Below are 26,662 nucleotides of genomic sequence, written 5' to 3' on the forward strand. Positions count from 1 at the left end.
CCGTGGCCGGCGCGCTTTCCGGTGTGCCACTGGCATTTTCCTGGCTGACGATACTGCCGGTACGCGGTCCGTCCGACATCAACCGCACCGCTGGTCGGCGCGCAATCGCGGCCGCGCCCCTCACCGGGATCGCGCTCGGAGCCTTTGCCGTCGCAATTTTGTGGGGCGCGACCGGTATCGGTCTCAACCCCTATCTTGCGGGCCTACTGACAGTGGGCGCGATCGCACTGGGAACCCGCGGCATGCACGTCGACGGCCTCACCGACACCGTCGACGGCTTGGGGTGCTACGGCCCCCCTGAGCGAGCACGAGAGGTCATGCACAGTGGCGGCGCGGGGCCGTTCGGGGTGGCCGCGCTGTTCATATTCCTTGGGCTGCAAGCAGTATCGTTCGGCGTTTTGGCTGCAGCAGACTCTCCCACCCAGTGGGCAGGCGTGGTTGTCGCCGTCGCCGCGGGACGAGTTGCCGTCGTTTTTGCCTGCCGCCGAGGGATTCCCGCGTCGAGCACTACCGGATTCGGTGCGCTGGTTGCCGATTCGCAGCCGTGGTGGGCGGCTGCCGCCTGGACCGCTCCCCTGCTTGCCGCGTCGGTTCTGGTGACAGACCGATGGTGGCTCGGACCACTTGTCGCCGCCGTTGCGCTACTGATCAGCGTTGTCTGCGTGCGTCATTGCGTCCGCCGGTTCGGTGGCCTCAACGGTGATGTTCTCGGATTTGCACTGGAATTGACGGTCACGATCACTGCCGTCGGGCTAACTCTCGGAATCTGAACGATCGCTGCGCGCGACGAGATTACGGCGTTTCTTCTGCCGTCGTCTCGCCGCGCGAGCAATGAAGTCGTCTCGCCGCGCGAGCAATGAACTAGTGAAGCTTGGTCATCCAGCCGTGGGTGTCGGCAAACGTGCCACGCTGAATGCCGGTGAGGGTGTCGCGCAGCGCCATGGTGACCTCGCCGGGCTCACCGTCAGCGATGGTGAATTCACCCTCGGCGGACTTGACGCGACCGACCGGCGTGATGACTGCCGCTGTGCCGCAAGCGAATACCTCGGTAATCTCGCCGCTCTTGCACTTGGTGCGCCACTCGTCGGTGCTGATCTTGCGCTCTTCGACGGCAAAGCCCGAATCGGCTGCCAGTGTCAGCAGTGAGTTACGGGTGATACCGGGCAACAACGAACCTGAGAGCGACGGAGTGACAAGGCGAGCATCGGGGCCGGAACCGAAGACGAAGAACAGATTCATGCCTCCCATTTCCTCGACATACGTGCGCTCGATGGCGTCGAGCCACACCACCTGGTCGCAGCCTTCGTCAGCAGCCTGAGCCTGGGCCAGGAGTGAAGCTGCGTAGTTGCCTGCGAACTTGGCAGCGCCCGTTCCGCCGGGCGCTGCGCGCACGTATTCAGTGGACAGCCACACACTGACCGGCTTGACGCCACGCGGGAAGTACGCGCCGGCAGGTGATGCAATCAGCAGGTAGCGGTATTCCTTGGCGGGACGCACACCGAGGCCGGCTTCGGTCGAGAACATGAACGGACGCAGGTACAAGGCGTCTTCGCCGCCCGCTGCCGGAACCCACTCGATGTCGACGTCGACCAGCTCGGTGATGGAGTCCACGAACATCTCGGTCGGCAACTCGGGCATCGCGAGGCGACGGGCCGAAGCCCCGAACCGCTCGGCGTTGGCCTCGACGCGGAAGGAGCTGATGTCGCCGCTCGGCTGGCGGTAAGCCTTGAGCCCTTCGAAGATGGCCTGACCGTAGTGCAGGACCATCGCCGCAGGGTCGAGCTCGATGTTTCCATACGGCAACACCTGACCGTTATGCCAGCCCTTACCCTCGGCGTAATCGATGGAGACCATGTGATCGGTGAAGTACTTCCCGAAACCGGGCGCCGCCAAGATGTCGCGGCGCTCGGCGTCGGACTTCGGGGTCGAGCTCTGGACACGAACGAAATTGGCGGCACCAGTCATGGCGGCAATCCTATCGAACGCGCACAATCCCCTTACTTGGTGCTGGTCTCCACAAACGGCGGCGACACGACAACACACCGCAGCGCACGTCCGCGGACGTCGACCTCGATCTCGTCACCGGCCGCGATTCCCACACCGGAATCGAGGAGCGCCAACGCAATTCCGACCTTGAGCGTCGGCGAGAACGTTCCGGACGTGGTCTCCCCGACGGGTTCGCCGTCGCGCAGAACGCTCAGCCCCGCACGCAGCACACCACGATCGAGTGCCTTGATTCCCCACAACTTGCGCGCCGGGCCTGCCGCTTTCTCGTCGAGAAGGGTTTCCTTGCCCCAGAACGTGGGCTTCTTCCAGCCGACAGCCCAGCCGCAGCGAGCTTCGAGGGGTGAGATTTCGAGCGAAAGCTCATGCCCGTGCAACGGATAGCCCATCTCGGTGCGCAGGGTGTCGCGCGCGCCGAGTCCGGCGGCCTGCCCACCCTGAGCTTCGACAACCTCGAGAAGCGCGCGGAACAGCGGCTCACTGTCGGCCCAGTGCGGCAGAAGTTCGTAGCCGACCTCGCCCGTGTAGCCACTGCGGCACACGCGAACCGGAACACCATTCCACGTAGCGTCCTCGAACGCCATGTACTCGATGTCCGTAGGCAAGCCCAGCGCAGTCAGAACGTCAACCGACTTCGGACCCTGCACGGCCAACACGCCGTATTCACGATGCTGATCTTCGACGGTGATTCCGTCCGGCGCGAGCGCCACCATCGCGGCAACAACATCTGCCGTGTTTGCCGCATTCGGCACGAGGAAGATCTCCTCGTCACTGACGTAGTAGACGATCAAATCGTCGATAACTCCACCGGACTCGTTGCAGCACAACGTGTATTGCGCCTTGCCCGGACCGATCTTGCCCAAATCGTTGGTCAGCGCCGAGTTCACGAACTCCGCAGCACCGGTACCGCGCACCACGGCCTTGCCGAGGTGACTGACGTCGAACAGGCCGACATTCTCACGGACAGAAGTGTGTTCGGCTACTACGCCGGCGTACGACACCGGCATCTGCCAGCCACCGAACGGGGCAAACGTCGCACCCAGTTCGACGTGCACAGCGTGGATCGGACCCTGCAAGAGTTGTTCGTCGGTCATGGCCCACAACCTATCGGACTTCCGTCACCGAAACATGTTCGCCGCAGACACGCACCGGGGGCTCTGGGCCTACCATCAACTCAGGCGTCCGCCCGAACCGGACGCATCGCACACTCACCACGCAGGAGACATCTTGAGCACTCGCACAGCCCGATCATTGGGACCCGACCTGGTTCTCGCCGGAAAGCTCGGCAAGCGCGCCGACGTATTGGTGGTCGGTCTCACATCGGGTCCCGACGGCCCCGAACTCGCACTCAGCGAAGGCATCGTCGACGAGGATGTTCTGGCCGAAGTACTCGACAGCCTCATCGCCGTCGGCGCAACGGGCAAGCCGGAGCAGCTCACTCGAATCCCCGCGCCGAGCGATCTCCCCGTGGTCAGCGTTCTCGCCGTCGGCCTCGGTTCGGCTGAGAAGCTGGGCAGCGAGCAGATCCGTAAGTCGGCCGGCGCCGCTGCACGCGCACTATCGGGAATCGACACAGCAGCGACGACGCTGTCCGTCCTCGACCTCGCCGCCGCAGTCGAAGGCTTTGCGCTCGGCGCGTACACCTTCACCGAATTCAAGTCGTCGAAGTCCGCGCCCGGACCCGACGCGCAACCCCTCGCCCGCGTCGAACTTCTTGTCCCGTCGCCGCGCGCCAAGGAAACCAAAGCAACCCTGACTCGTTCGGCCGCTATCGCCGAGGCAGTCGCGACCGCACGCGAATTCGTCAACACTCCCCCCAGCCACCTCTACCCGGCGGAGTTCGCGGACCGCGCCAAGGCACTCGGCATCGAGGCCGGTCTGACGGTCCAGATTCTGGACGAGAAGGCACTCGCCAAGGGCGGCTACGGCGGAATCCTCGGCGTGGGCAAGGGATCGTCACGACAGCCTCGTCTCGTCCGGATGGAGTACGCGTCGAAGAAGCGCGGCGCGTCCAAGGTCGCGCTCGTCGGCAAGGGCATCACATTCGACACCGGCGGAATCTCCATCAAGCCGGCCGCAGGCATGGAGAACATGACCTCCGACATGGGCGGCGCAGCGGCCGTCATCGCGACCGTGGTTCTCGCCGCGAAGCTCGGCCTGCCCGTCAACGTCGTCGCCTACATCCCGATGGCGGAGAACATGCCGTCGGCCACCGCCCAGCGTCCCGGCGACGTGCTGACGCAGTACGGCGGAATCACCGTCGAGGTCATCAACACCGATGCGGAGGGCCGCTTGGTCCTCGCCGACGCCATGGTTCGCGCCGGCGAAGACAACCCCGACTACATGATCGACACTGCCACCTTGACCGGTGCGCAGATGGTCGCCCTCGGCAACCGCACCCCCGGTGTCATGGGAACCGACGAATTCCGCGACCGTGTTGCATCCATCTCGCAGAGCATCGGCGAGAACGCCTGGGCGATGCCGCTGCCGGAGGAACTGCGCGGCGATCTCGATTCCAAGGTTGCCGACATGGCGAACGTCACTCCGCATCGTTGGGGCGGAATGCTCGCGGCAGCTCACTACCTGAAGGAATTTGTTCCCGAGGGCGTGCAGTGGGCGCACATCGACGTTGCCGGCCCGGCCTACAACACCTCCGGCCCGTGGGGTTACACGGGTAAGGGCGGCACGGGTGTTCCGGTTCGCACGATGATCTCGGTCCTCGAGGACATTTCGGTCAACGGCTGACCTCTTCGCTGTGCGCCTTGATTAACCTCCCGCGGTTAATCAAGGCGCACAGCCGGTCAGCTCCCGTCCCGCAATTCCTGCGTGCGAGCACGTTTGCGTTCGATGCGCAGACGCTCGTCGTGATCGCGCATGCGCTGCGGATATCCCGTTTTACGGACGTCGTACACGGGAATTTTCAGATCCTGACCAAGTTTGCGGGCACCACGCTCACCACCTACCCGGCGACGCGTCCATTCCCCGGACTTGTCGACCAGGACGACAGTGACCTCGGTGACGGTTGTTTCCGGCTCCACGAAGGCCTCGACGCCTTCGTGCTCATGGGCCCAGTTGGCCAGATGCTCTGCGTCGCTCTGGGCTGCCAGTTGCCCTGCACTGGGTCGGCGTTTGAATCGATCGAACAACCCCACGCGTGGATCCCTCCTCGGTGCCGAGACCGCGGAAGAACCCCGGCCGTATGTCAAGTTTGCCAGCATTCAACTGCTGTCACCGGCACAAGACATACCGTTTGGTCCCATACGCGCGTTACACGCTCCACCTACTGACGAGTAGCGACACACCGAAACCCGGTGGCATCCCCCTCAGCGGACGCGCCCGGCGTATCAATGGAAAGATGAACGACGGTGACGCCGCGCCCGCGCGTCGACATCGGCACAAAATAGCTACAAGTAGCCGCACGTCGCGCGCAACTCGAGCACAATGCACTAACGACCACAAGTCGACAAAATAAAACAACCCGAACACAACTGTCGAGGAGTCAAAAGACATGGCCTTCTCCGTCCAGATGCCAGCCCTAGGTGAGAGCGTCACCGAAGGAACTGTCACACGGTGGCTCAAGCAGGAAGGAGACACGGTCGAAGTCGACGAACCCTTGCTCGAAGTCTCCACGGACAAGGTCGACACCGAGATTCCATCTCCGGTCGCCGGCGTCCTGACCAAGATTGTCGCGCAGGAAGACGACACCGTGGATATCGGTGGCGAGCTCGCTGTTATCGGCGAAGCTGGTGAAGCACCCGCAGAAGAAGCACCGGCGCCCGCCGCTGAAGAGCCGGCCGCAGAGGCCCCCGCAGCAGAAGCAGCTCCCGCACCGGCAGCTGAAGCACCGGCAGCCGCTCCCAGCAGCGGAGCCGAAGGCACCCCCGTGACGATGCCCGCCCTCGGCGAGTCTGTCACCGAAGGAACCGTCACCCGTTGGCTCAAGGCCGTGGGCGACGAAGTTGCCGTCGACGAACCGCTTCTCGAAGTTTCCACCGACAAGGTCGACACGGAGATCCCGTCGCCTGTTGCCGGAATTCTTCTCGAGATCAGCGCCAACGAGGACGACACCGTCGACATCGGTGGCCAGCTGGCCGTCATCGGATCCGGCGCTCCCGCAGCCGAAGCACCGGCCGCTCCCGCAGCACCGGCACCGGCGGCCCCCGCAGCACCGGCACCGGCAGCACCCGCCGCTCCGGCGCCCAAGGCCGAAGCACCGGCCGCTCCCGCACCCAAGGCCGAAGCACCGGCAGCTCCGGCTCCCGCCGCCGCACCGGCTGCCCCGGCAGCCCCCGCAGCATCGGGTGACAGCAGCCCGTACGTGACCCCGCTGGTCCGCAAGCTTGCCAACGACAACGGCGTCGACCTCGCCACTGTTACCGGCACCGGCGTCGGTGGACGCATCCGTAAGCAGGATGTTCTTGCCGCCGCAGAAGCCAAGAAGGCTCCGGCCGCTGCTGCGCCGGCAGCACCCGCCGCTGCTGCAGCTGCTCCGGCAGCGAAGGCAACTGCAGGTGTCCGCCCCGAGCTGGCCCATCTGCGCGGAACAACGCAGAAGGCCAATCGGATCCGCCAGATCACGGCCACCAAGACGCGTGAATCGCTGCAGACCACCGCGCAGCTCACGCAGACCTTCGAGGTGGATGTCACCAAGATCGTCGCGCTGCGTGCCCGTGCAAAGGCCGGCTTCATCGAGCGTGAAGGCGTCAACCTGACGTTCCTCCCGTTCTTCGCCAAGGCTGTTGTCGAGGCGTTGAAGTCGCATCCCAACATCAATGCCAGCTACGACGAGACGGCAAAGCAGATCACGTACTACGACTCCGAGCACCTCGGAATCGCAGTCGACACCGATCAGGGTCTGCTGTCCCCCGTCATCCACAACGCCGGTGACCTCGGCTTGGCCGGCTTGGCTCGCGCCATCGCGGACATCGCGAAGCGCGCACGTTCGGGCGGCCTGAAGCCGGACGAGCTGTCGGGTGGAACGTTCACGATCACCAACATCGGCAGCCAGGGCGCGCTGTTCGACACCCCGATCCTGGTCCCGCCGCAGGCAGCCATGCTCGGAACCGGCGCGATTGTGAAGCGTCCGATGGTGGTCACCGACGAAAACGGCAACGAGTCCATCGGCGTTCGTTCGATGATCTACTTGCCGCTGACCTACGACCACCGTCTGGTGGACGGCGCCGACGCCGGCCGATTCCTCACCACTGTCAAGCAGCGGTTGGAAGAAGCCTCGTTCGAAGCTGACCTGGGTCTGTAAGCAACTGTTGTTCCGGCCGGGGCGTCATCTCCATCAGGAGGTGGCGCCTCGGCTTTTTCAGTACGGTCGGAGAGAGAAACCCGCTGGATCGAAGGAGGCATTTTCCGAATGCGAGTAGTCGTCGCCGGTTCGTCCGGTCTGATCGGAACGGCCTTGGTGTCCTCGTTACGCTCGGACAACCACGATGTGGTGCGTCTGGTGCGTCGCCCGACCACCGGTCCCGACGAGTCCCGATGGGACCCCAATCGTGACCGCCTCGACACGTCAGTGCTGCACGGCGCTGATGCCGTCGTCAATCTCTGTGGCGTCGGGATCGGCGACAAACGGTGGTCCGGTTCCTACAAGCAGGAGATTCGTGACAGTCGCATCAGTGCGACAGACGTGTTGGCCGACGCCGTCGCGACGGCCAAGATTCCGGTTCTCGCCAATGCCAGCGCCGTCGGCTACTACGGCGATACCGGCGACCGCATCGTCGACGAGGATTCGGCCGCCGGCACCGATTTCCTCGCGACGACGTGTCGTGACTGGGAACTCGCCACCGAACCGGCCGGCAAAGGCGGCGCTCGGGTGGTGAACCTGCGGTCTGGTGTAGTCCTGTCGCCGCACGGCGGAATGCTCGGGCGTCTGCGTCGGATCTACTCACTCGGCCTCGGTGGACGGTTGGGCAACGGCCGCCAGTACTTTCCGTGGATCTCACTCGAAGACGAGTGCAACGCAATCAAATTCACTCTCACCAATCCCGCGCTCTCCGGTCCTGTCAATCTGACCGGACCGGCACCGGTGACCAATGCACAGTTCAACGACGCGATGTCGCGGATCATGCATCGGCCGGCGCCGTGGATCGTGCCGGGGTTCGCCCTCGAAGCGCTGATCGGCGAGTTCGCGAAAAGTGGCATCCTGGGCGGCCAACGGGCTATACCGTCGGTGCTCGAAAATGCGGGATTCACGTTCCGCCACAACACAATCGGCGAAGCACTGGCGGCCGCGCTGAATTGAGTTGGCAATCGGGCGTAATCTCTAGTGCCATGAGTAGCGCTGCCGGATCCGCACGATTGTCGCAACTGCCGATCGCCGTCGACAATCTCGGATTGATCGACTACACAGCAGCGTGGGATCGCCAACGCGAATTGGCTGCGGAGCGCGCAGACAACATCGGACAGGACACACTGCTCCTGCTCGAGCATCCTCCGGTGTACACGGCGGGACGACGTACCGAACCCGCGGACCGTCCCGTCGACGGCACCCCCGTCATCGATGTCGATCGCGGCGGAAAAATCACGTGGCACGGGCCTGGTCAACTGGTCGGGTACCCGATCGTGAAGCTCGCCGAACCGGTCGACGTCGTGCGGTATGTCCGACTCATCGAGGAAGCGCTGATCACGGTCTGCACCGACATGGGCCTGACGTGTGGCCGAATCGACGGCCGCTCAGGTGTGTGGTTACCCGCTGAACTGTCTGGCGGCCAGTGGAAGCCCGAACGCAAGGTTTCCGCCATCGGCGTGCGCGTCCAACGTGGCGTCGCACTGCACGGTTTTGCGCTGAACTGCAACTCGGTCCTGACCGGATTCGACAACATCATTCCGTGTGGCATTCGCGATGCCGGGGTGACGACGCTGTCGCAGGAACTCGGCCGAGACGTCACCGTCGCCGAGGTCACTCCGGCGGTCACCGAAGCGATCATCGCCGCCCTGGACGGAAACTTGCCCGTCACAGTGCGCGACATCGAACGTGTCACCTTCGAGAAAGCCTCACCTACCCCGACTTTTACTACCGTTCAGTACAGCTGACGGGCTCGCCCGAACCCTGTTGCAGTAATCACCGGGCGTAGGATCGTCCCCGTGACTATCGCCCCCGGTAATCCCCCCGTCGCTTCGCTCGCCCCACAAGGCCGTAAGCTGCTCCGCCTCGAGATCCGAAACGCGGAGACACCCATCGAACGCAAACCCAACTGGATCAAGACCCGAGCAAAAATGGGCCCCGAGTACTCGGAGCTCAAGGGCCTGGTCAAGCGCGAAGGTTTGCACACCGTCTGCGAAGAAGCAGGCTGCCCCAACATCTACGAATGCTGGGAAGACCGCGAAGCCACCTTCCTCATCGGCGGCGAGCAGTGCACCCGCCGCTGCGACTTCTGCCAGATCGACACCGGCAAGCCCGACGCCCTCGACCGCGACGAACCCCGTCGCGTCGCCGAAAGCGTTCAGGCCATGGGACTTCGGTACTCCACGATCACCGGCGTCGCCCGCGACGACCTCCCCGACGGCGGCGCCTGGCTCTACGCCGAAACCGTCCGCAAGATCCACGAACTCAACCCGGGCACCGGCGTCGAGAACCTGGTGCCGGACTTCAACGGCAAACCCGAACTGCTCGACGAGGTCTTCGCCTCCCGCCCCGAGGTACTCGCCCACAACCTCGAGACCGTCCCCCGCATCTTCAAGCGGATCCGCCCAGCTTTCCGGTACCAGCGCAGCCTCGACGTCATCACCGCCGCCCGCGAATACGGACTGGTCACCAAGTCCAACCTCATCCTCGGCATGGGCGAAACCCCCGAAGAGGTCACCGAAGCGATGGCCGATCTGCACGCTGCCGGTTGCGACATCCTCACCATCACCCAGTACCTGCGCCCCTCACCGCGGCACCACCCCGTCGAGCGGTGGGTCAAGCCCGAAGAGTTCGTCGAGCACTCCAAGGCTGCAGAAGAGATGGGCTTCGCCGGCGTCATGGCCGGGCCGCTCGTCCGCTCGTCGTACCGCGCCGGACGCCTGTACGCGCAGGCCATGGCCCATCACGGCCGCGAACTCCCCGAGGCACAGCGCCATCTCACCGAGGGCGGAGACGCTTCCCAGGAAGCCAGTTCACTCATGGCGCGCCTGGCCCGCTGATCCACTTTTTGCTGTGCGTCTTTATTAACCGCGGGCGGTTAGTAAAGGCGCACAGCAATGGACGTATCCTGGTCACATGGCGAACGGCAGCAAATCCGGTAAGGGCAAACCCACCAAAGAGGCAAAGGCTGCAGCGAAGGCTGCCCGCAAGCTGGCTTCCAAGGAACGCAGAACTCAGCTCTGGCAGGCATTCCAGATGCAGCGCAAGGACGACAAGCTCCTTCTGCCGCTGATGATCGGCACCCTGGTGGGTGCTGCTCTGGTCTTCTTCCTGGTCGGTCTCATCTGGGGCATCGAGTGGTTCCTGCTGCCGATCGGCCTCGTTCTCGGCATTCTCGGTGCCTTCATCATCTTCGGTCGCCGCGTGCAGAAATCGGTGTACAAGAAGGCTGAAGGCCAGGCCGGCGCAGCTGCCTGGGCGCTGGACAACATGCAGGGCGCGTGGCGCGTCACGAACGCCGTCGCCGGCACCACCCAACTCGACGCCGTTCACCGTGTTGTCGGACGGCCGGGCGTCATCCTCGTCGCCGAGGGTTCTCCGCAGCGCGTCAAGAGCCTCCTCGCTCAGGAGAAGAAGAAGACTGCCCGCCTCATCGGCGACACCCCGATCTACGACATCATCATCGGCAACGACGAGGGCCAGGTTCCGCTCTCGCAGTTGCAGCGTTACCTGAACAAGCTGCCGCGCAACATCGATACCAAGCGCATGGACAACATCGAGGGCCGCCTCGCAGCATTGAGCGCACGCGGCGGCGGAGCAGCCTTGCCGAAGGGCCCGATGCCCGGCGGCGCAAAGATGAAGGGTATGCAGCGCACGATTCGTCGCCGCTGATTCCGCGCATACAAAAATGACCCGAGTCCGTCATGGACTCGGATCATTTTTTGTTCGATCGAATTGTCAGCGCGAGCGAACCAGAAGCGTGCCCGTCGCTCGGTCCTGCATTCCGCGTCCGTCGATGTCGGTGATAGTTGCCGGGATGACAAACACAAGGAGCGCCTGGCGAGCGAGAGCTCGAACGAAGCCGACCCGGATGGGTCCTTCGATTCGCGCCACCTGCAGGCCCATGACAAATTGCCCGGGAGTGAAGTTGAACAGGGTTACCGTGAGCACGCCCACGATGAACCACACGATCAAGGTGATGGTCGACGTCTGGCCGTCGAAAAAATCTCCGGTGATCAGTGAGGCAACGCCGACCGCCATCACCCAGTCGATCATGAGCGCGCCGAGTCGTCGGCCGGAGCCGACAAGCGATCCCGGGCCGTCCTGCGGGAAGCCAAGATTCTCGCCGCGGTACGCCTGCTCACGTCCGTCGGCGTTCTTCGGCAAAGCTGCTTGCGGCCCCGAGAGCCAAGTTCCGGTGATACGTGCCATGCTGTCCAGGATAGGCGTCGTAGCACCGTAGTCCAGATTGCCGTGTTTTAACTGTGCAGCTGATCACACAGATTTCGGAAATCCCCAGGACAATACGACGTGTAACACTGCCGAAACAAAGGGTTGACGAGCGGGCAACACCAGATACCTACCGTCTGGCTCGACGGATTCAACCTTTCATAACAGTTGGCTGAAGCGACTTAAGGAGCACCAGCGTGGCATTCACCACGGCCGAAGAGGTCATAAAGTACATCGCGGACGAGAACATCGAGTACGTCGACATTCGCTTCAGCGACTTGCCTGGCGTACAGCAGCACTTCTCGATTCCCGCGTCTGCTTTCAACCAGGACGTGTTCGAAGACGGCCTTGCGTTCGACGGTTCGTCCGTCCGCGGGTTCCAGTCGATTCACGAATCCGACATGATGTTGCTCCCTGACGTCACCACGGCCCAGATCGACCCTTTCCGCAAGGCGAAGACCCTCAACATCAACTTCTTCGTCCACGATCCGTTCACCCGTGAGTCCTACAGCCGCGACCCGCGCAACGTTGCCCGCAAGGCCGAGGAGTACTTGGTCAGCACCGGCATCGCGGACACCGCATTCTTCGGCGCCGAGGCCGAGTTCTACATCTTCGACTCGGTTCGTTACGACTCCGGCATGAACTCCGCTTTCTACGAGCTGGATTCGGTTTCCGGTTCCTGGAACACCGGCGCTGAGACCAACGCCGACGGCTCCCCCAACCTCGGCTACAAGGTTCGCGCCAAGGGTGGCTATTTCCCCGTCGCTCCGTACGACCACTACGTGGACCTGCGCGACGAAATCTCCACCAACCTGACCAACGCGGGCTTCGAGCTCGAGCGCGGCCACCACGAGGTCGGCACCGGCGGACAGCAGGAGATCAACTACAAGTTCAACACGCTGCTTGCAGCTGCTGACGACCTGCAGCTCTTCAAGTACATCGTCAAGAACACCTGCTGGCAGCACGGCAAGTCCGCCACCTTCATGCCGAAGCCGCTCTTCGGTGACAACGGTTCGGGCATGCACGTCCACCAGTCCCTGTGGAAGGACGGCAAGCCCCTCTTCCACGACGAGTCCGGCTACGCAGGCCTCTCGGACATGGCTCGCCACTACATCGGCGGCATCCTGCACCACGCTCCGTCGCTGTTGGCCTTCACCAACCCGACCATCAACTCGTACCACCGTCTGGTGCCAGGCTACGAAGCTCCCATCAACCTCGTGTACAGCCAGCGCAACCGCTCGGCAGCTGTCCGTATCCCGATCACGGGCAACAACCCGAAGGCCAAGCGTCTCGAGTTCCGCGCACCCGACTCCTCGGGTAACCCGTACCTCAACTTCGCTGCACAGATGATGGCCGGCCTGGACGGCATCAAGAACAAGATCGAGCCGATGGCTCCGGTCGACAAGGACCTCTACGAGCTTCCCCCGGAGGAGGCTCGCAACATCCCGCAGGCTCCGACCAGCCTCGAGACGGTTATCAACCGCCTCGAAGCAGATCACGAGTACCTGACCGAGGGTGGCGTCTTCACCACCGACCTGATCGAGACCTGGATCTCGCTCAAGCGCGAGCAGGAAATCGCTCCCGTCAACCTGCGTCCGCACCCGTACGAGTTCGAGCTCTACTACGACGTGTGATCCCGGTGGAGTGGCTGACCTGCACAGCAGTTCACAGGTCTAGCCCTCCGTCCGCGGTACCTTTAGCCGAGTCCACCCGCTTTGCGATCCCAGCATCGATCGCAGAGCGGGTGGACTCGTCTGCGTCGGGCCACATGTGCCCGTAGACATGGAGGGTTGTCTTGGCGCTATCCGTCGGAGAACCCGAACGCGGGTAGCTCATCGCTGTCTAGGTCGTCGAAAGTCACCTCGTATGCCAACGCGGCACTCGCTTACGTGTCGGCGGCCAATGCCGGGCTCACGGTTCAGCATGGAACGTCTGGTCGCACTTTGATGTCCGATGCGACAAATAGGGCACTGAGCGCTGTGGGAGAGTCACTTACGCTCATGTGAACCGGCGCGACGTGGGCACAGATCCAAGGTTCGAACTAGTCACCCTGGCGGGGCTTGTCGCATCCGGCGTGCCGCATCTCACGCCTTTCTGGTCGCCGCAGTTCGGCGGCTGATTCTTCGAGGTCGGTGTGGCTGATTGCGCGGCCAATCCAGACCGCGGACAACGCACCTACGACGATCCAAACGGCGACAATTCCGACAATCCACCACATAGCTGGGAGTGTGCCATGGGTTGTCTGGCTCTGTCGGACTGTGGTCCAGTTTTGGTGGCGGGTTCACCCCCGGTTTCACCCGACCGGGGCGCACTGGATTGGAAGAGCCCACCGCACAGAATTTCTCACGCAGGGCAACTAGCGGGCAGGGCTGCATAGGTCTCGTTTCGATCACGGCCAAGTGGGTACATGACTCGCAGGCCGCGACGGCCGGGGCGAGCATGCGGCCTCGCAACCGCGCGGTTCAGGTTCTTGCCGGTTGAGCACACAGCCCACAGGAACCGATGTCGTTCGGGACTTCTTCCATGTCGGGGGATTTCGCTTCAATGAACGATGCCCCCACTCTCAGTCGCTGAGAGTGGGGGCCTTTGTCGTCATCCGCGTTGAGCACACAACGTGGGGACCCTCTTTCCGTGCTGAGCTGACCCCTCATGTCTTGCCTCGCATTCCTAACCGTAGGCCTGCGCACAGGTTCGTGCCAGGTTTCCGAACAAGACGATCGGGACAGATGGCAGCCGATTCGTATTTGCAGGCTGCCCAGAGTTGCTCACACGCAGCGACTGTTGGGAGGAATTCCTTAGGTCGCTTACCCCGACCGACTAACACCCCACAGACTTCGGGACCGACAGCACTTGCGACTCGCCCACCTTAGGTGCTGGACTTTCGCCCCCGTTTCGGGAGATGGTTAGCAATGCAACCGAACATAGCCACGGATACACAATGAACCTCTGGGTCGACAACTTACGGAAACCGCCAGATGGGTGGACGTGGGCAAAGACCAGTTCCGGAGCTATCGACGCACTCTGTTTCGGCATGGTGGAACGAGTCTCTCTTGATTACAACCTGGGCGGCGATGACACCACACGCTCGGTCATTCGCTGGATGCGCGAAAACAGTGTGTGGCCGAGGGAGATCCACGTGCATTGCATCAACCCTGTACGTGTCGAATTGCTTACCAGATTCATCGACCGGTATCGCAAGTAACTCCGCCCAGAATTGCTCGATGCCCCGCCCCCGATGAATCGGGAACGGGTTTGGTGCGACTGGGTTGAACTTCATCGATGCTGGCGGATTCGTCTACATACGAAAATTCAATTCGCATGAGCAAGAAGGCATTTGATATTTGGATCGCATACCGGGCGCTGCGGTAGCCCACCGCCAAGTTTGATCACTGCCAGGCGCGGAGCGCTCCTTCCGCATCAGCATGATTGATAGCGCGGCCTAACCAAACAGCAAGGAACGCGGCGGTTGCCGTCCAGCCCGTCAAAATTTCAACAATCAACATGTCGCGATTGTGACACATGACCAACATATGTAACTACAGGTCGAATAACGATGTAACGCGACTCACCGAGACGCACAAACTGATTCCTGATTTTGCGAGCGCAGGATCAGAAAAAGTAGGTACCTATGTAGGTAATTCTGCCCGCGCATGTCACGCCTTCCACTGACAGTGTCAAAACGTACCTACAACGTGACCGAAGGTGGCGGCAACGGATGAACCTCAGGGATCAACTGGACACGTGTCAGTTTCTACTGAACCGTGCCCAACTCGCAGGTGACGTCGACGCCATTCGGCGACTCTCAGAGCGTCGACTCGTGCTGGTTAAACAGCTAGCCAGCATGAGAGCCCACCTCCGCCTGGTGTAGGTACACCAAATTCTCGTAGCATCGGACGATGACCCCACTCGATGTCGGCATCATCGCCGTCGCTGTTCCTGCCCTGGGCATCACTGTGTGGGCTACCGCGATGTTTTTCCTCGGCCGAATTGTCCGGGCTCGCCGCAAGTCTGGACGCATTACCTATCGCGCCGAGACGCAGCCAAGCTAATGCCACAGTTCAAGTCTCATCACGTAGCCACCGGCACAGAAGACTCACGTATCCAGGGCCGTTGGCAAGCCTCCGCCCAAAAGGTCGAGAACGTTGGTCGCACCGCGAAGTGCATCGGCAACGCACGCCGCAGTTGACGCAAATACCTGCGGGTAGTCGATCTCCCCCAGCGCCGGATCGACCGGCCAGGCAAGCCTTTCCGAGCCAAGTGAGAATTCCGCGTTCACCCCGGCCTTGTTTCCGCGCGGATCTTGGCGATGCCAGGATCCTTCGAGATAGATCGCGACCAATCCGTGGAGCACGAAACCGTCGCGATCCACGAGTCGCTGGTAGCAGAGCCCAGTCGGAATGCCCTCGGATCGCAACAGTGCGGCCAGTAAGTGGGACTTTGCGTAACACAGCCCGACCCGCGCTTCGAGAACCTCCGTCGCGGTCAACGTCACTCTCGGATCCTGAACATCGTTGGAGTGCCCGACATTGTCTCGCACCCATTCGAATGCGACCTTGGAGAACGCACTCTCGGTGTCCGACTCCTGACGCAGCTGTTGCGCCAAGGATCGGATAGCCGGGTCGGCAACTTGGATGATCTCGTCGTGCCCCAGGTAGTTCTGCGGAGCTCCCGCCTCGAGCAAGAGTTTTTCAGTCGCCATATCCAGAACCCTAGTTACAGCCGCTCATATTCAGCAGCTCGGCCGGCAGATCGTTCTGCATGACGACCTCGTTTCCGTCCCAGACGAAAGTAGCGGTCGCCAAGCCGCTCGGATTTGCATTCGAGTCCATACCGCGCGGCCACCTGTACTGCACCGTTGCACTCTCGCTGGTGCCATCGACAACGGTGGTGAATCCGAACGCACATGACGTCGCAGTTCCGAGGTACTCACCTCGATGGAAAAACATCACGTGCTCCGGAGAACTGCCCGTGCCTCCCTTGGTTTCGACGACGGCGTAGCTCAGGTCGGCACACGGATCGAAGTTCGTGTCCCCCATGAAGATCCATTCGATACCGGGGATCCTGGAATCGGCAGGAACTTGCGCGACGGCATTCGTGATCGCAGTGTTCTGGGAAGCGTTACCGCACTGGAGCGTTGACGCCGTCGCGGGATCGACAGCATTGTCGCCACACAGCCAGGGCCAACCTGTCAGCTGCCGAAGATTCTGCGGCTCCGCACTGAAGGTCTCGTCTTCACCGAACATCGAGCCATCCCCAGACCCGCCTCCGTTGGCAGCGTCATACGTGTAGGAGGTGACCTTCATCGACGGCCGGGCGGTAGATCCGCCGTAAGGCGAGATGAATTTCCACACCTCGATCGGCCTATCGGTGTCGCCGGTGCAGCGGACCGCAGTGTCGTAACCCTCGCCGCTGTGCAGCTTCCACTCAACGGGGTTGCCTTCGTACAGCGAGACCGGCGGCGACATCACCGCGAGTGTCGAGTCCTCCCAGGACCAGACCTTGTACGCGGCGCTACCTCCGAGATCGGATGTGGCGATGACTACTTCAGCCCCCGGACGCCCGTCGATGTCCCACGCTCCGACAAATCCGCCTGTTCGTTGAATCGCCGGATCCGCGAGCATGGTGGACTCGGTCGCCGCCACCTGGGCTTCGGTGCCGGCCATCGTGAGAACCACTATCTGATCGTCGACTCGGCCGATCGAATCGTCTAGGCCGTCCCCATCGACGTCCGCCAGCGCCACATCGACGCAGCGCAACCTCCCCGCACAGACGTCGGGCACGGATGCTTCCGTCGACGTCGAGAATTCCGTGCTCTCCCCCACCTGCGCCGCACCGTCGATCGATTCCGATCCACACGACGTGAGTACTACTACCGCCGACGCACACACAGAAACAGCCAACTTGGTTCTCACATTGCCCCCTGATCCGATCACCGGAGATACCCGAGAATCATAAAAGTCCCGGTGAGGTAATCGGGGTTAAGCTGGCGAACGAATTTCGAGACGGCACCATCGAGATGATCGAGGATAGACCTATGAACACCTTCCAGAAGTCTGCGGCGGCCATCAACAAGGTGGTCTTGGCCGCGATGCGCGTGCCGCTTGTCGAAAAGCTCATCGGCGGTTCGACGGCCCAGATCACCTACACCGGACGCAAATCCGGAAAGACCTTCACTTTGCCTGTTTCCTACCGCCAGAAGAACGACGAACTGTTCATCCGAGTTGCACTTCCCCAGAAAAAGAACTGGTGGCGCAATTTCCTCAACGAGGGCGATCGGATGCGCGTCAAAATTCGGGGAATCGATCGCACCGGGCACGCAGTCAGCACCCGAGACGACAAGGGCAACGTATCCGTGAAGGTGACCCTCGACCCAGTCGGCTGATTACAACGACCCTACGGCGACAACGACGCCCACGTCGCCATAGGGAAACGAACCCTTGCCGATATGGCCAAGCTTGTTGAAAAATTTCGAAATCGGCACCATCACACCATATTTCGCTTTCACTTTGCTTTGAATCTCGTCGAAGTCGGGACCGGAGCTCACCAAGGTAGCGGTCCCAGCGGCAGGCACAGCACCGGGCGCCGGCTTCCCACGGTTGTTGCACGGCACAACGGTCACCCGTGGATTGTTGCGCAACCGTTTTGCCTTGCCGGATCTCGAGGACGTCCAGAATCCGATTCGTCCGTCAGACAGCGGCACAGCCCAGGTGGGCGTCGCAACGCCATCGCCGCTCTTCCTGAAGGTAGTTACCGAGATCGTTTTCTCTTCACCGAGGGACATCGATCGAGCGTATTCCTGTTCAGTCGAAGTGACCACAGAAACAATTCAGCTAGAGCGCTCGAACACCAGCGGCCAAGTCCGTTTCACCGACCGCTCGTCAGGGAATATCTATACACGTGAATGCGGAACTGATCGTTCTCCTGGTTGTTGTTGTCACCGCGCTCGGGTTCGACTTCACGAATGGTTTTCACGACACCGGAAATGCGATGGCCACCTCGATCGCTACCGGAGCGTTACGCCCCAAGGCAGCAGTGGCCCTATCCGCATCGCTCAACCTCGTCGGAGCTTTCCTCTCCGTCGAGGTGGCCGCAACGGTAGCCAAAGGTGTGGTGAACCTCGGAAATGTCGGTGGCCAAGCGCTCCTGACGATAGTGTTCGCGGGCCTTGTGGGCGGCATCATCTGGAACCTCGCCACCTGGCTGCTCGGTATCCCGTCGAGTTCCTCTCATGCACTGTTCGGCGGCTTGATCGGCGCAGCAGTTGCGTCGCTGGGCATGAATGGCGTCGCGTGGAGCGGCGTCCTGAGCAAAGTAGTTATTCCGGCAGCGCTGGCACCGCTCGTTGCCGGCTTGGTAGCAACAGCAGGCACATGGCTTGTCTACCGAATCACGTCGAATGTCCGCGAAAACACCAAGGAGCGAGGCTTCCGCTTGGGCCAAATCGGTTCAGCCTCACTGGTTTCTCTCGCTCACGGGACCAACGACGCTCAGAAGACCATGGGCGTCATCTTCTTGGCTCTGGTCGCACACGGCACCATCTCCGCCGACGCTCCGATGCCGTTCTGGGTCAAGTTGACCTGTGCGCTCGCGATTGCGGCGGGCACTTACCTGGGCGGGTGGCGGGTTATCCGCACACTCGGCAAGGGCCTTGTCGAGATTGCCGCACCTCAGGGAATGGCTGCCGAAGCGTCTTCCGCTGCAATAATTCTCACCTCCAGCCACCTCGGTCTCCCGCTGTCTACAACCCACGTGGCAACGGGTTCGATCCTCGGAACCGGACTCGGGCGCAAAGGCGCCGAAGTCCGCTGGAGCGTCGCACGACGGATGGGTATCGCGTGGTTGATCACGCTCCCCTCCGCTGCACTCGTGGGAGCCGCGTGCTGGGGCCTGGTAAATGTCGTCGGTGGACTGCCCGGAGTGCTCGTGGTCTTTGCGATTCTCATCGCAATGGCCGCCTGGATGTACATACGCTCCCGCAAGGAACCCATCGATCCCAGCAACGTCAACGCTGATTGGGACGGCGCTCTGGTTCCCGCCGAAGTTCCGGGACCCGACGTCAGCGTCCTCACCGAAACCATCGTCCCCACAGAAACCATCGTCCCCACTGAAACCCAAACCCTGCACCTACCGAACTGAAAGTCATCACATTGCCTGCACCGATCCCATCATTGGCACAGTCGATCCTCACGTGGCTACGCGTCGGTTATCCCGAAGGGATCCCACCGAAGGACCGAATCCCTCTCATGGCATTGCTTCGCCGCCGACTCACCGACGCGGAGGTTCGCGAAATCGCAATCGGTACTGCACTGGCCGAACTGATCGACGACAGCAGCGACCAGGTAATCAGAGGTGACGAGATCAGTGCCCAAATCTCTGATGTGACAAGCCAAAGCGCTTCCGACCAGGACATCGCACGCGTCGCAGCAGTCCTGGCGGCGGCGGGTTGGCCGCTCGCCGACCTCGACGCAGGCCGATGATCTCCTCTTGATCGACCCCTATGAACCAGTAGCGGCAAACCAACCGCTTCGGTATCAATGCAGTAACAGATCCGCAATTGATTGACTCCGCCCCCGGACAGTTCGCGAGAATGCAGTAACTCGGGGGCTCTGCCAGATTTCTCGAGCACACCACTAAAGGGGCGGGAGTGGCGCGAATGCGATTTTTCCAACGAGGGTTGACGGAACCGATTCGACAAGGCAAGTCCAGGACACGTCGTTGGTCCAGAACACGTCGTTGGTCCGGAACCGCGGCACTCGCCCTGACGCTTCCGTTGGCGATTGGACTTATCGGATCCTCGGTGGCCGCCGCAGCACCGGCACGAACCGCACAATCCGGTGGCTACGAAGAAGTTTTTGTCGACTCCTCGATGGGGCCCATCAAGGTTCAGATCCAGTGGGCATCTCGCGGCGGCAACGCTGCCCTGTACCTGCTCGACGGGCTCCGCGCTCGCAATGACCGCAATGCCTGGAGCTTCGAGACAAATGCATTCGACCAGTTCCGCGACAACAACATCACGTTGGTGATGCCGGTCGGTGGCCAGTCGAGTTTCTACTCCGACTGGTATTCGACCAGCAATCTCAACCGCCAACCAGTCACATACAAATGGGAAACATTTCTCACCCAGGAACTTCCTGCTTACCTCGATACTCGTGGCGTCTCGCGGACCAACAACGGTGTCCTCGGCCTGTCGATGGGCGGCAGCGCAGCACTGACCCTGGCCGCCTACCACCGCGACCAGTTCAAGTTCGCTGGATCATTCTCGGGATACCTCAATATCTCCGCGCCCGGTATGCGTGAAGCGATCCGGGTTGCGATGATCAGCGCCGGATCCTTCAACGTCGACGCAATGTGGGGCCCACCGTGGAACCCGGCGTGGTTGCGTAACGATCCCCTCGTTTTTGCACCGGAGCTCAGGGGCCTGTCGATGTATATCTCGGCGGCGAGTGGATTGCCGGGAGAATTCGACAAACCCCGACGACCAGTGGACTTCGTCAACACCGGTAGCGCAATCGGACTCGAAGCACTCGCCTTGCTCAACACCCGAGCATTCCAGGTACGCCTCAATACACTCGGCATTCCTGCCACGTACAGCTTCCCGTCCAACGGAACCCACTCGTGGCCGTACTGGGGTTCTGAGCTCTGGAAGGCACGCGGTCAGATCCTCGACACACTCAACGCCTGGTGAGCGGCTGCCTGTGACACAGACCCCGACTCACGGCACTCGATAGGTGTCTCCACACGTAGGATCCACCAGACGGCGCATGATGTCGTACGCCCGATCCGGATCGACGTATGGCGGAATCATCATCAACACAAGTTGCCGACCGTAGATGTCGTCGAGATACATCAAATCTACGGGTTGACCTGGATACGGACCTCGAACTTCGAGGCCGTCGACCTCGTCGATACGACGCTGCGCAGTGCTCACCGTGTTCCAGTCGAACGCAACCCGGGTAATCGGCCCTAGACGCAACGATAGTGCTGATATCAGATCGTGTAGCTCCGCTGTGACGTTGGTGGTCCATGGGAACCAAGCACCGTCGACATGCGACTTCACCGCGCCCTGACCCCGCAGTAGGAACCGTGGTGTTCGGGTAGGCGAAGGAAATGGTTGACCGGGGTGTCGCGGTTGCGTTTCCATCCCGAAGTCGATGGTGTTTGTGTGCGCCATGACGGACGCCCCTTAGATAAAACGTTCATGGGACCGTCAGGCATACGCCGGATCATGAGACCCATGTCATCCAGAGTACGCCGCCCGGGCTGTCCGAAATCTCCTGCCGCGATGGCGATCCAGCTCAACGTCCGGGAGCCCTCGAGATCCACCGCGAACCCGGAGCGGTGGTCAGCCGCCCAATTCGGCGATCATCTGACTCAATGACGCGGCAGCCAATGTCAATTCACCTTCGACCGGCGATTTTCCGCCGGACGGCAATCGCTCGCTGAGTTGCTCGCGCGTCACGATTGAGATTCCGTCGGATTGGAATCCTTCCTCGTGCGGTTCGTAGACTGCGATACCGCCGTCGACGGCCACCAGTTCCGCGTGCGGGTTGCTCCGGAGAAGAGCTCGCAGGTGTTCGACAGTCACAGTCAGATCGTTCATGCGCATCTCTTTCGCGTCGACAACACCACACCTGGGCATCCAGTAGGTACCCACTGACAGTGACTCGAAATCAGAGCCGAGAATTCCGGTTTCGCAACGCCGGTGACCGGGCACAGCGATCGAGTACAGCGCGAAGACGAATGGACGTGACGGCTATGAGCACGGAAAAGCAGTTATTCCTCGCGACACGTTTGGACGAGTTGATCAGAGACTTGGAAGCGGATGCACCAGCGCCTGCGCAAGGTCCCCCTGGCCATCCCGACGGGCTACTCGTCACAGCACAACGGCATCGGGCGGAGGTTGACACAGCTGACGCCAAGCACATCGACGAGATCATGAGCGCTCACCCGGAGATTGCCGCTGCGTGGTCGGACAGGTCGACGTAGGCCCGCGAACGCGACCGCCGACGGACGTGATCATGAAGGCACTGCCGGCAATACTGACGAGCGTCGTGGTTGTGTGTGTCGTGGCCGTGGGTGTTTATCTCGTTACCCAGAGATCGCCACATGGCGACACTTCGCGCCCACTCGCCGATACGTCAGCCATTATCGACGGGCAACCGACGACGTGCACCGAGTTGTTCGGCGCGACGTGCAGCTTCGACCTGCAAACCGAGTACAACCGGTGGGGCGAGGCGATCGATAGCTTCGTGAACTCCGGACTGCTTGGACCCTACGCCCGCAGTATCGGATTTGTCCCCGCCGCGAAGCTGAGCCTGCAGGCATGTGGCGTCAGCAACACCACGGGCCGAACCGTCCTCGATTTCAACGACCTGGCTCGGGTGGACCACCCCGATGCCAGCACGACCAACCTCTTCCCGTTCTGGAATGCGTCTCGTCAATTCGTATGTCCTGCAGCGCCTTAGCGACCCAGCGGCGCGAGTCGCCCGGGTCGCGACAGGAGCTTGCCAGGCGCTGCCACATACTGTTCCCATAGTCGCAGCATGCGGCACCTACTGGAAGCGGTCGACGGAGCAATGGCAACTGACATACCCAAACATGATCGACGCCAACGCCTCATGGGATCCGTGGCGCAGATCGTCATCGGCCTGCCGCTAGGCCTGATCGCTGCTGGAGCGCTCTGGCAAGCGCTGCCTTTTCAATCCGGGATCGTCATATTCGTGACCGCCGTCGTAATTACACTTGTGCTGCCGGCACTCGTCGCCGCCCGCTTTCGAACTTTGACACCCGGCGCTGTCGCATTCGCGGTATCGGCGACGCTACTCAACCTGCTGGTGGCACTCGTCGTTCTCGAGTTCTGACAAGATACCTCGCGCTCAAAATGATTGGGTCAGAGCGCGGCAAACAGATCGACGGTGTTTCCGTCCGGATCGAGTAGCACCGCATAGCGCTGCCCCCACACGGCGTCAAAGGGTTCCTTGTGCCCGGGAAAGTCTGTGGTGATCCGCTTGTAAGCTTCGTCGACGGCCGCGGGGGTGCCGAAATCGAAAGCCAGAGCCACGGGGTGTCGGCCCGCGACCGTCGCATATTCAGGGTCGAAACTCTTGATCGTCGACTCTGCATCCCACGCCAGTCGCAACCCGTTGCCGAAGGTGAACTCGACGTGTGGGGCATCGGACGGCGTTTCGGGGATGTCGAGGCCCAGACTGCGGTAGAACGCCAGGGAACGATCGAGATCGGTGGTGACAATTCCGACGAGGTCGAGACGGGGTGAAACCGACACTGTGTTCTCCTGTTTTCGGTTCGAAAAGTAGTCGACGAGTGTGTGACGATCAAGAGATGACTGCCACGGACGCTCGCACCACACACGGTAGTCGCAGTGCAGAATCCGGTCTTGAACAAAACGGCCACACATACACCGAACAACGCATCAGGGGCACGGACTTCTTCAGTTGCCTGTGGACAAGCACATCATCTGCAGCCGAATCGACGCCGACGACCACGGCATCCGAGGAACCCGTCGCAACGCACCGGATCATTCCGGATCTCTGCGCAGACTTCATCGTCGACAGCACCGGCAAAGCCTGGCTGGTCGGCCCGGCAACCGTCGCAGATCTCGTCACGACGGCACCTGGAGTGACCCGGTGGGGAGTTCGTATCAATCCCCCGGCGCTACGTTCGATACTCGGAACCGACGCCGAGATTGTGCAGGACACCAAAATCGATTTCGGCGACGTTCTCTCGTCACGCCAGGCCCGGATACTGGCCGACGCGCTGCGAAGCACACGCGTCGACGCAACACTCCTCGAAAACCTCTGGCCGAGTATCTGTCCCGATGATACGGCCCAGATCGGCTACGCAGCGTTGACCGCGTCGCCCGAAATACGGGTCCGCGAAGTGGCATCGGATCTCGGGGTTTCCGAGAGACATTTCCGCCGCACAATCGCTGCGTCGACTGGGCTCTCTCCGAAGACGATCCAGCGAGTCCAACGTATGCAGAACGTGCTGATGCTGGCCCGCGGCACGAACACATCCGCGCACATGTCACTGGCAAACCTTGCGGTGCACGCCGGATACGCCGATCAGGCCCATCTGTCTCGAGATGTTCAGGCACTGACCGGCGTCACTCCGACCCAGCTACTGCGCGAGCACCGCCGCTAACGCGAGTGCCGCACAGATCAGTCCAGTTCGTCGAACCGCGGAATCAGATACTCCGACACCCATTTTGCTTCTTCGGTGAGTGGCCACCCGGCGAGAATGAGGGCGGTCAGCCCGGTGCGCTGCCGAAGGGTACGCACCGAATCGGTGATCGAATCGGGGTCGCCGACGTAGTAGACCGCCGACGAACCGGTTCCGAAGATATCGAGCGGCGACCACGCGGTGATGCCGGCATAAAGCCCGTCACCGACATACAAGTCTTCAGGTTCAGGGAGCCGACCCGCGGCGATTGCATCGACCCACCCTTGGCGCTGCGAGTCGCGGGCGGTGAAGGTCTTGAGATCCTGCGCGCCGTGTGTGCGTCGACGCACCGCGTTGTCGAGAACCTCTGCAATCTGCTCGATGCCTGTCTTCTCGAACAGCGACCGGAATCGTTCGAGGGCTTCGTCTTTCGTAGGCCTGACGATCACGCCGGTCAAAGCACCGAAGTCTGTGAATTCGCGTCCAGCGGCGGTTGCCGCATCCCTTGCGGCCGAGAACTTCTCCTCGATGAAGGACGTTTCACGGAGCATCGCCAGGTACGTGTCGAGCACCTTGCCTGAATTTGCCAGGCCTGCAGGCGAATCCCCGGTTCCCCACAGCGGAACCTGGTGTCCCACCGGCGCGTCGATCCGCAACGGTGTGTTGGGGAAGTTCGACTCGGTGCCCTCGGCGTAGATGCGTCGGAAATCAGCCCAGTACTGCTCGCCCAGTTCGTACCGCTGATCGTGGTCGACGTTCATGTCGTACTTGGTCAGGATGTTCTCGCGGCCGTTGACCGAGTTGATCATCAACCTGCCACCACTGAAAGCGTCGAAGGTCAGCGCCTTTTCGGCCAGCAATCGTGCCGGCGTCATGTTCGCGTAAATCGCGACCAGGAACTTCATGCGACTGGTGTGGGCTGCGGCCCACGTCGCGGAAATGAACGGATCGTTCGGCCAGGTCGCTACCAGTGCACCTTCGAATCCGCCGTCGTCGATCGTCTTCGCAAGTTCGATCTGGCGCGCGCCGTCCACCGGGTATAACCCACCGGGGCTCCACGGGTAGTCTCCGTCGGCCTGGGTGAGATACCAGAAAGTCTTGACGCTCATCAGTTCTGCACTCCAGCCGGCAGTTCGAAGGATTCGACGCGGGCCCGCGCCCGAACGGTGTCGGCATCGACGGCATAGAGCGCGTCCAGATAGGCAACCGCAAACGATCCGGGGCCGGTGGAGTTCGCCTCGGCGATCTCGGACGCAACCGCAACGTGGGTGTGGGCTGCAACAAGTCCTTCCAGCGGCGTCTGTGCCACCGCAAGATACGCAGCAACAAGGCCACCCAGGGAGCATCCGGTGCTGGTGACACGGGGAAGTAGTGCGCTGCCGCCCGAAATCTTGACGCCGACCACGACGCCGTCACGATCACGTCCGACGACGTAATCAACTGGGCCCGAGGCAGATACCGCGTCCGTGTGCTTCAGCAGTGCAAGCGCCGCCGGAACAGCATCGATCGAATCCGATGCGCTGTCGACGCCGCGGGTATCGCCGCCGAGACCGGCGAGCGCGATGATCTCCGACGCGTTTCCGCGGATTGCGGTCGGATGGAACTGAAGAAGGTCCACGGCAATCTCACTGCGCCAGGGCAATCCGCCGACACCGACCGGGTCGAGAACCCACGGTGTGCCTGCGCTCTGTGCTGCTTCGGCTGCAACTCGGAAAGCCGCTGCGGTCGCGTCATCCGGAGTTCCGAGATTGACCAGAACTCCCCCGGCGATCGCCGCAAATCCGGCCGCCTCGTGGACATTGTCGATATGCGCATTGCTCGCGCCTGCCGCCAAGAGAACGTTGGTCAGGAAGTTGGCAGAGACGATATTGGTCAGTGATTGAACGAGCGGCACCTGCGCGCGAAGCGCTTCGAGCGCCGAGGCAACGGTGTCAGCAGAGACGTCAGACATGG

At 61.8% G+C, this 26,662-nt stretch carries 31 protein-coding genes; 18 read left to right on the forward strand and 13 right to left on the reverse strand.

What is annotated here, in order from left to right; all coding sequences use genetic code 11:
* Positions 1 to 2: 2 nt before the first annotated feature.
* Entirely contained in the window at positions 3 to 770 is a 768-nt protein-coding gene (locus tag KYT97_RS06750; RefSeq protein WP_172936117.1) for an adenosylcobinamide-GDP ribazoletransferase, read from the forward strand.
* Between the two features lie 91 nt (positions 771 to 861).
* Here the strand turns inward: KYT97_RS06750 and KYT97_RS06755 are convergent, their stop codons facing one another.
* Both KYT97_RS06755 and gcvT read right to left on the reverse strand, forming a co-directional pair.
* Positions 862 to 1,965 (reverse strand): branched-chain amino acid aminotransferase, encoded by a 1,104-nt coding sequence (locus KYT97_RS06755; RefSeq protein ID WP_033231041.1) that lies wholly within the window; start codon positions 1,963 to 1,965, stop codon positions 862 to 864.
* 32 nt (positions 1,966 to 1,997) lie between these two features.
* Entirely contained in the window at positions 1,998 to 3,098 is a 1,101-nt protein-coding gene (gene gcvT / locus KYT97_RS06760) for a glycine cleavage system aminomethyltransferase GcvT (RefSeq protein WP_219111953.1), read from the reverse strand.
* A gap of 133 nt (positions 3,099 to 3,231) precedes the next feature.
* Between gcvT and KYT97_RS06765 the strand changes: the two genes are divergently transcribed.
* Complete coding sequence (locus tag KYT97_RS06765; protein ID WP_141484476.1) at positions 3,232 to 4,749, forward strand: leucyl aminopeptidase; 1,518 nt, start codon at positions 3,232 to 3,234, stop codon at positions 4,747 to 4,749.
* Between the two features lie 56 nt (positions 4,750 to 4,805).
* Here the strand turns inward: KYT97_RS06765 and KYT97_RS06770 are convergent, their stop codons facing one another.
* Entirely contained in the window at positions 4,806 to 5,156 is a 351-nt protein-coding gene (locus KYT97_RS06770) for a hypothetical protein (protein ID WP_033231043.1), read from the reverse strand.
* 356 nt (positions 5,157 to 5,512) lie between these two features.
* On the opposite strand from KYT97_RS06770, the gene sucB reads away from it, so the two are divergent.
* From sucB to KYT97_RS06795, 5 genes are all read left to right on the forward strand, one after another.
* Complete coding sequence (gene sucB / locus KYT97_RS06775; RefSeq protein WP_219111954.1) at positions 5,513 to 7,261, forward strand: 2-oxoglutarate dehydrogenase, E2 component, dihydrolipoamide succinyltransferase; 1,749 nt, start codon at positions 5,513 to 5,515, stop codon at positions 7,259 to 7,261.
* Positions 7,262 to 7,369: 108 nt separating this feature from the next.
* Positions 7,370 to 8,257, forward strand: a complete 888-nt coding sequence (locus KYT97_RS06780) for a TIGR01777 family oxidoreductase (RefSeq protein WP_033231045.1) — start codon at positions 7,370 to 7,372, stop codon at positions 8,255 to 8,257.
* Positions 8,258 to 8,286: 29 nt separating this feature from the next.
* Entirely contained in the window at positions 8,287 to 9,048 is a 762-nt protein-coding gene (gene lipB, locus KYT97_RS06785; RefSeq protein WP_092800882.1) for a lipoyl(octanoyl) transferase LipB, read from the forward strand.
* Positions 9,049 to 9,099: 51 nt separating this feature from the next.
* Complete coding sequence (gene lipA, locus KYT97_RS06790; protein ID WP_230589957.1) at positions 9,100 to 10,140, forward strand: lipoyl synthase; 1,041 nt, start codon at positions 9,100 to 9,102, stop codon at positions 10,138 to 10,140.
* 76 nt (positions 10,141 to 10,216) lie between these two features.
* A complete protein-coding gene (locus KYT97_RS06795; RefSeq protein WP_219111955.1) occupies positions 10,217 to 10,972 on the forward strand; it encodes a DUF4191 domain-containing protein in 756 nt (251 codons plus the stop codon).
* Between the two features lie 66 nt (positions 10,973 to 11,038).
* On the opposite strand, the gene KYT97_RS06800 is transcribed toward KYT97_RS06795, so the two are convergent.
* Entirely contained in the window at positions 11,039 to 11,512 is a 474-nt protein-coding gene (locus KYT97_RS06800) for an RDD family protein (RefSeq protein WP_033231048.1), read from the reverse strand.
* Between the two features lie 215 nt (positions 11,513 to 11,727).
* On the opposite strand from KYT97_RS06800, the gene glnA reads away from it, so the two are divergent.
* Entirely contained in the window at positions 11,728 to 13,164 is a 1,437-nt protein-coding gene (gene glnA / locus KYT97_RS06805) for a type I glutamate--ammonia ligase (RefSeq protein ID WP_021344608.1), read from the forward strand.
* A 407-nt stretch (positions 13,165 to 13,571) separates the two neighbouring features.
* Here glnA and KYT97_RS06810 read toward each other — a convergent pair whose 3' ends face one another.
* Entirely contained in the window at positions 13,572 to 13,748 is a 177-nt protein-coding gene (locus tag KYT97_RS06810; protein WP_219111956.1) for a hypothetical protein, read from the reverse strand.
* A 720-nt stretch (positions 13,749 to 14,468) separates the two neighbouring features.
* Here KYT97_RS06810 and KYT97_RS31155 point away from each other — a divergent pair.
* Together KYT97_RS31155 and KYT97_RS06815 are read left to right on the forward strand one after the other, a co-directional pair.
* Positions 14,469 to 14,732, forward strand: coding sequence for a cyclic-phosphate processing receiver domain-containing protein (locus tag KYT97_RS31155; RefSeq protein ID WP_033231055.1), 264 nt, complete (start codon positions 14,469 to 14,471; stop codon positions 14,730 to 14,732).
* A 694-nt stretch (positions 14,733 to 15,426) separates the two neighbouring features.
* Positions 15,427 to 15,579 carry a hypothetical protein gene (locus tag KYT97_RS06815; protein WP_155276671.1) on the forward strand — a complete coding sequence of 51 codons (153 nt, stop codon included), beginning with the start codon at positions 15,427 to 15,429 and terminating at the stop codon, positions 15,577 to 15,579.
* Between the two features lie 44 nt (positions 15,580 to 15,623).
* Here KYT97_RS06815 and KYT97_RS06820 read toward each other — a convergent pair whose 3' ends face one another.
* Both KYT97_RS06820 and KYT97_RS06825 read right to left on the reverse strand, forming a co-directional pair.
* Positions 15,624 to 16,229 carry a transglutaminase-like domain-containing protein gene (locus tag KYT97_RS06820; protein WP_045070342.1) on the reverse strand — a complete coding sequence of 202 codons (606 nt, stop codon included), beginning with the start codon at positions 16,227 to 16,229 and terminating at the stop codon, positions 15,624 to 15,626.
* 10 nt (positions 16,230 to 16,239) lie between these two features.
* A complete protein-coding gene (locus tag KYT97_RS06825) occupies positions 16,240 to 17,442 on the reverse strand; it encodes an LppP/LprE family lipoprotein (protein WP_219111957.1) in 1,203 nt (400 codons plus the stop codon).
* A 122-nt stretch (positions 17,443 to 17,564) separates the two neighbouring features.
* On the opposite strand from KYT97_RS06825, the gene KYT97_RS06830 reads away from it, so the two are divergent.
* Positions 17,565 to 17,912 (forward strand): nitroreductase/quinone reductase family protein, encoded by a 348-nt coding sequence (locus KYT97_RS06830; RefSeq protein ID WP_095886522.1) that lies wholly within the window; start codon positions 17,565 to 17,567, stop codon positions 17,910 to 17,912.
* Here KYT97_RS06830 and KYT97_RS06835 read toward each other — a convergent pair whose 3' ends face one another.
* Positions 17,913 to 18,311, reverse strand: coding sequence for a PPOX class F420-dependent oxidoreductase (locus tag KYT97_RS06835; RefSeq protein WP_045071116.1), 399 nt, complete (start codon positions 18,309 to 18,311; stop codon positions 17,913 to 17,915).
* A gap of 116 nt (positions 18,312 to 18,427) precedes the next feature.
* Between KYT97_RS06835 and KYT97_RS06840 the strand changes: the two genes are divergently transcribed.
* The 3 genes from KYT97_RS06840 to KYT97_RS06850 all read left to right on the forward strand — a co-directional run bounded on the left by KYT97_RS06840 (position 18,428) and on the right by KYT97_RS06850 (position 21,215).
* Positions 18,428 to 19,666 (forward strand): inorganic phosphate transporter, encoded by a 1,239-nt coding sequence (locus tag KYT97_RS06840; RefSeq protein WP_245006045.1) that lies wholly within the window; start codon positions 18,428 to 18,430, stop codon positions 19,664 to 19,666.
* Between the two features lie 11 nt (positions 19,667 to 19,677).
* Positions 19,678 to 20,007 carry a DUF3349 domain-containing protein gene (locus KYT97_RS06845; RefSeq protein WP_080711566.1) on the forward strand — a complete coding sequence of 110 codons (330 nt, stop codon included), beginning with the start codon at positions 19,678 to 19,680 and terminating at the stop codon, positions 20,005 to 20,007.
* 176 nt (positions 20,008 to 20,183) lie between these two features.
* Complete coding sequence (locus tag KYT97_RS06850) at positions 20,184 to 21,215, forward strand: alpha/beta hydrolase (RefSeq protein ID WP_219111958.1); 1,032 nt, start codon at positions 20,184 to 20,186, stop codon at positions 21,213 to 21,215.
* A 27-nt stretch (positions 21,216 to 21,242) separates the two neighbouring features.
* Here KYT97_RS06850 and KYT97_RS06855 read toward each other — a convergent pair whose 3' ends face one another.
* Together KYT97_RS06855 and KYT97_RS06860 are read right to left on the reverse strand one after the other, a co-directional pair.
* Positions 21,243 to 21,701: a DUF5994 family protein gene (locus KYT97_RS06855; RefSeq protein WP_033231058.1), complete on the reverse strand. Its 459-nt coding sequence runs from the start codon at positions 21,699 to 21,701 to the stop codon at positions 21,243 to 21,245.
* A 171-nt stretch (positions 21,702 to 21,872) separates the two neighbouring features.
* On the reverse strand, positions 21,873 to 22,130 hold the full coding sequence (locus KYT97_RS06860) for a hypothetical protein (RefSeq protein WP_230589960.1): 258 nt from the start codon (positions 22,128 to 22,130) through the stop codon (positions 21,873 to 21,875).
* Between the two features lie 155 nt (positions 22,131 to 22,285).
* Here KYT97_RS06860 and KYT97_RS06865 point away from each other — a divergent pair, with 155 nt between their 5' ends.
* From KYT97_RS06865 to KYT97_RS06875, 3 genes are all read left to right on the forward strand, one after another.
* Positions 22,286 to 22,516, forward strand: coding sequence for a hypothetical protein (locus tag KYT97_RS06865; protein ID WP_033231472.1), 231 nt, complete (start codon positions 22,286 to 22,288; stop codon positions 22,514 to 22,516).
* A gap of 32 nt (positions 22,517 to 22,548) precedes the next feature.
* The gene (locus tag KYT97_RS06870) at positions 22,549 to 22,995 is read left to right on the forward strand and encodes a hypothetical protein (protein ID WP_219111959.1); all 447 of its coding nucleotides are present in this window, start codon (positions 22,549 to 22,551) and stop codon (positions 22,993 to 22,995) included.
* Positions 22,996 to 23,073: 78 nt separating this feature from the next.
* Entirely contained in the window at positions 23,074 to 23,391 is a 318-nt protein-coding gene (locus KYT97_RS06875) for a hypothetical protein (protein WP_141484478.1), read from the forward strand.
* Positions 23,392 to 23,420: 29 nt separating this feature from the next.
* Here the strand turns inward: KYT97_RS06875 and KYT97_RS06880 are convergent, their stop codons facing one another.
* Positions 23,421 to 23,813 carry a VOC family protein gene (locus tag KYT97_RS06880; RefSeq protein ID WP_033231060.1) on the reverse strand — a complete coding sequence of 131 codons (393 nt, stop codon included), beginning with the start codon at positions 23,811 to 23,813 and terminating at the stop codon, positions 23,421 to 23,423.
* Between the two features lie 56 nt (positions 23,814 to 23,869).
* Here KYT97_RS06880 and KYT97_RS06885 point away from each other — a divergent pair, with 56 nt between their 5' ends.
* A complete protein-coding gene (locus KYT97_RS06885; RefSeq protein ID WP_245006046.1) occupies positions 23,870 to 24,691 on the forward strand; it encodes a helix-turn-helix transcriptional regulator in 822 nt (273 codons plus the stop codon).
* A gap of 17 nt (positions 24,692 to 24,708) precedes the next feature.
* Here KYT97_RS06885 and KYT97_RS06890 read toward each other — a convergent pair whose 3' ends face one another.
* Both KYT97_RS06890 and thiM read right to left on the reverse strand, forming a co-directional pair.
* Entirely contained in the window at positions 24,709 to 25,818 is a 1,110-nt protein-coding gene (locus KYT97_RS06890; RefSeq protein ID WP_219111960.1) for an LLM class flavin-dependent oxidoreductase, read from the reverse strand.
* The gene (thiM, locus tag KYT97_RS06895) at positions 25,818 to 26,660 is read right to left on the reverse strand and encodes a hydroxyethylthiazole kinase (protein WP_219111961.1); all 843 of its coding nucleotides are present in this window, start codon (positions 26,658 to 26,660) and stop codon (positions 25,818 to 25,820) included. Before thiM ends, KYT97_RS06890 begins: the two co-directional genes overlap by 1 nt.
* Between the last annotated feature and the right edge of the window lie 2 nt (positions 26,661 to 26,662).

It is taken from the genome of Rhodococcus globerulus (assembly GCF_019334125.1).
Taxonomy (GTDB): domain Bacteria; phylum Actinomycetota; class Actinomycetes; order Mycobacteriales; family Mycobacteriaceae; genus Rhodococcus_F; species Rhodococcus_F globerula.

Bases quoted from the DNA above. Each gene is read 5' to 3' on its own strand.
- KYT97_RS06780 (WP_033231045.1), top strand. From the start codon at position 7,370: ATGCGAGTAGTCGTCGCCGGTTCGTCCGGTCTGATCGGAACGGCCTTG.
- thiM (WP_219111961.1), bottom strand. From the start codon at position 26,660: ATGTCTGACGTCTCTGCTGACACCGTTGCCTCGGCGCTCGAAGCGCTT.
- KYT97_RS31155 (WP_033231055.1), top strand. From the start codon at position 14,469: ATGAACCTCTGGGTCGACAACTTACGGAAACCGCCAGATGGGTGGACG.
- KYT97_RS06855 (WP_033231058.1), bottom strand. From the start codon at position 21,701: ATGGCGCACACAAACACCATCGACTTCGGGATGGAAACGCAACCGCGA.
- KYT97_RS06830 (WP_095886522.1), top strand. From the start codon at position 17,565: ATGAACACCTTCCAGAAGTCTGCGGCGGCCATCAACAAGGTGGTCTTG.
- sucB (WP_219111954.1), top strand. From the start codon at position 5,513: ATGGCCTTCTCCGTCCAGATGCCAGCCCTAGGTGAGAGCGTCACCGAA.
- KYT97_RS06870 (WP_219111959.1), top strand. From the start codon at position 22,549: ATGAAGGCACTGCCGGCAATACTGACGAGCGTCGTGGTTGTGTGTGTC.
- KYT97_RS06795 (WP_219111955.1), top strand. From the start codon at position 10,217: ATGGCGAACGGCAGCAAATCCGGTAAGGGCAAACCCACCAAAGAGGCA.
- KYT97_RS06865 (WP_033231472.1), top strand. From the start codon at position 22,286: ATGAGCACGGAAAAGCAGTTATTCCTCGCGACACGTTTGGACGAGTTG.
- gcvT (WP_219111953.1), bottom strand. From the start codon at position 3,098: ATGACCGACGAACAACTCTTGCAGGGTCCGATCCACGCTGTGCACGTC.
- KYT97_RS06885 (WP_245006046.1), top strand. From the start codon at position 23,870: ATGACTGCCACGGACGCTCGCACCACACACGGTAGTCGCAGTGCAGAA.
- KYT97_RS06820 (WP_045070342.1), bottom strand. From the start codon at position 16,229: ATGGCGACTGAAAAACTCTTGCTCGAGGCGGGAGCTCCGCAGAACTAC.
- KYT97_RS06800 (WP_033231048.1), bottom strand. From the start codon at position 11,512: ATGGCACGTATCACCGGAACTTGGCTCTCGGGGCCGCAAGCAGCTTTG.
- KYT97_RS06875 (WP_141484478.1), top strand. From the start codon at position 23,074: ATGCGGCACCTACTGGAAGCGGTCGACGGAGCAATGGCAACTGACATA.
- KYT97_RS06860 (WP_230589960.1), bottom strand. From the start codon at position 22,130: ATGAACGATCTGACTGTGACTGTCGAACACCTGCGAGCTCTTCTCCGG.
- KYT97_RS06850 (WP_219111958.1), top strand. From the start codon at position 20,184: ATGCGATTTTTCCAACGAGGGTTGACGGAACCGATTCGACAAGGCAAG.
- KYT97_RS06810 (WP_219111956.1), bottom strand. From the start codon at position 13,748: ATGTGGTGGATTGTCGGAATTGTCGCCGTTTGGATCGTCGTAGGTGCG.
- KYT97_RS06755 (WP_033231041.1), bottom strand. From the start codon at position 1,965: ATGACTGGTGCCGCCAATTTCGTTCGTGTCCAGAGCTCGACCCCGAAG.
- KYT97_RS06815 (WP_155276671.1), top strand. From the start codon at position 15,427: ATGACCCCACTCGATGTCGGCATCATCGCCGTCGCTGTTCCTGCCCTG.
- lipB (WP_092800882.1), top strand. From the start codon at position 8,287: ATGAGTAGCGCTGCCGGATCCGCACGATTGTCGCAACTGCCGATCGCC.
- KYT97_RS06890 (WP_219111960.1), bottom strand. From the start codon at position 25,818: ATGAGCGTCAAGACTTTCTGGTATCTCACCCAGGCCGACGGAGACTAC.
- KYT97_RS06835 (WP_045071116.1), bottom strand. From the start codon at position 18,311: ATGTCCCTCGGTGAAGAGAAAACGATCTCGGTAACTACCTTCAGGAAG.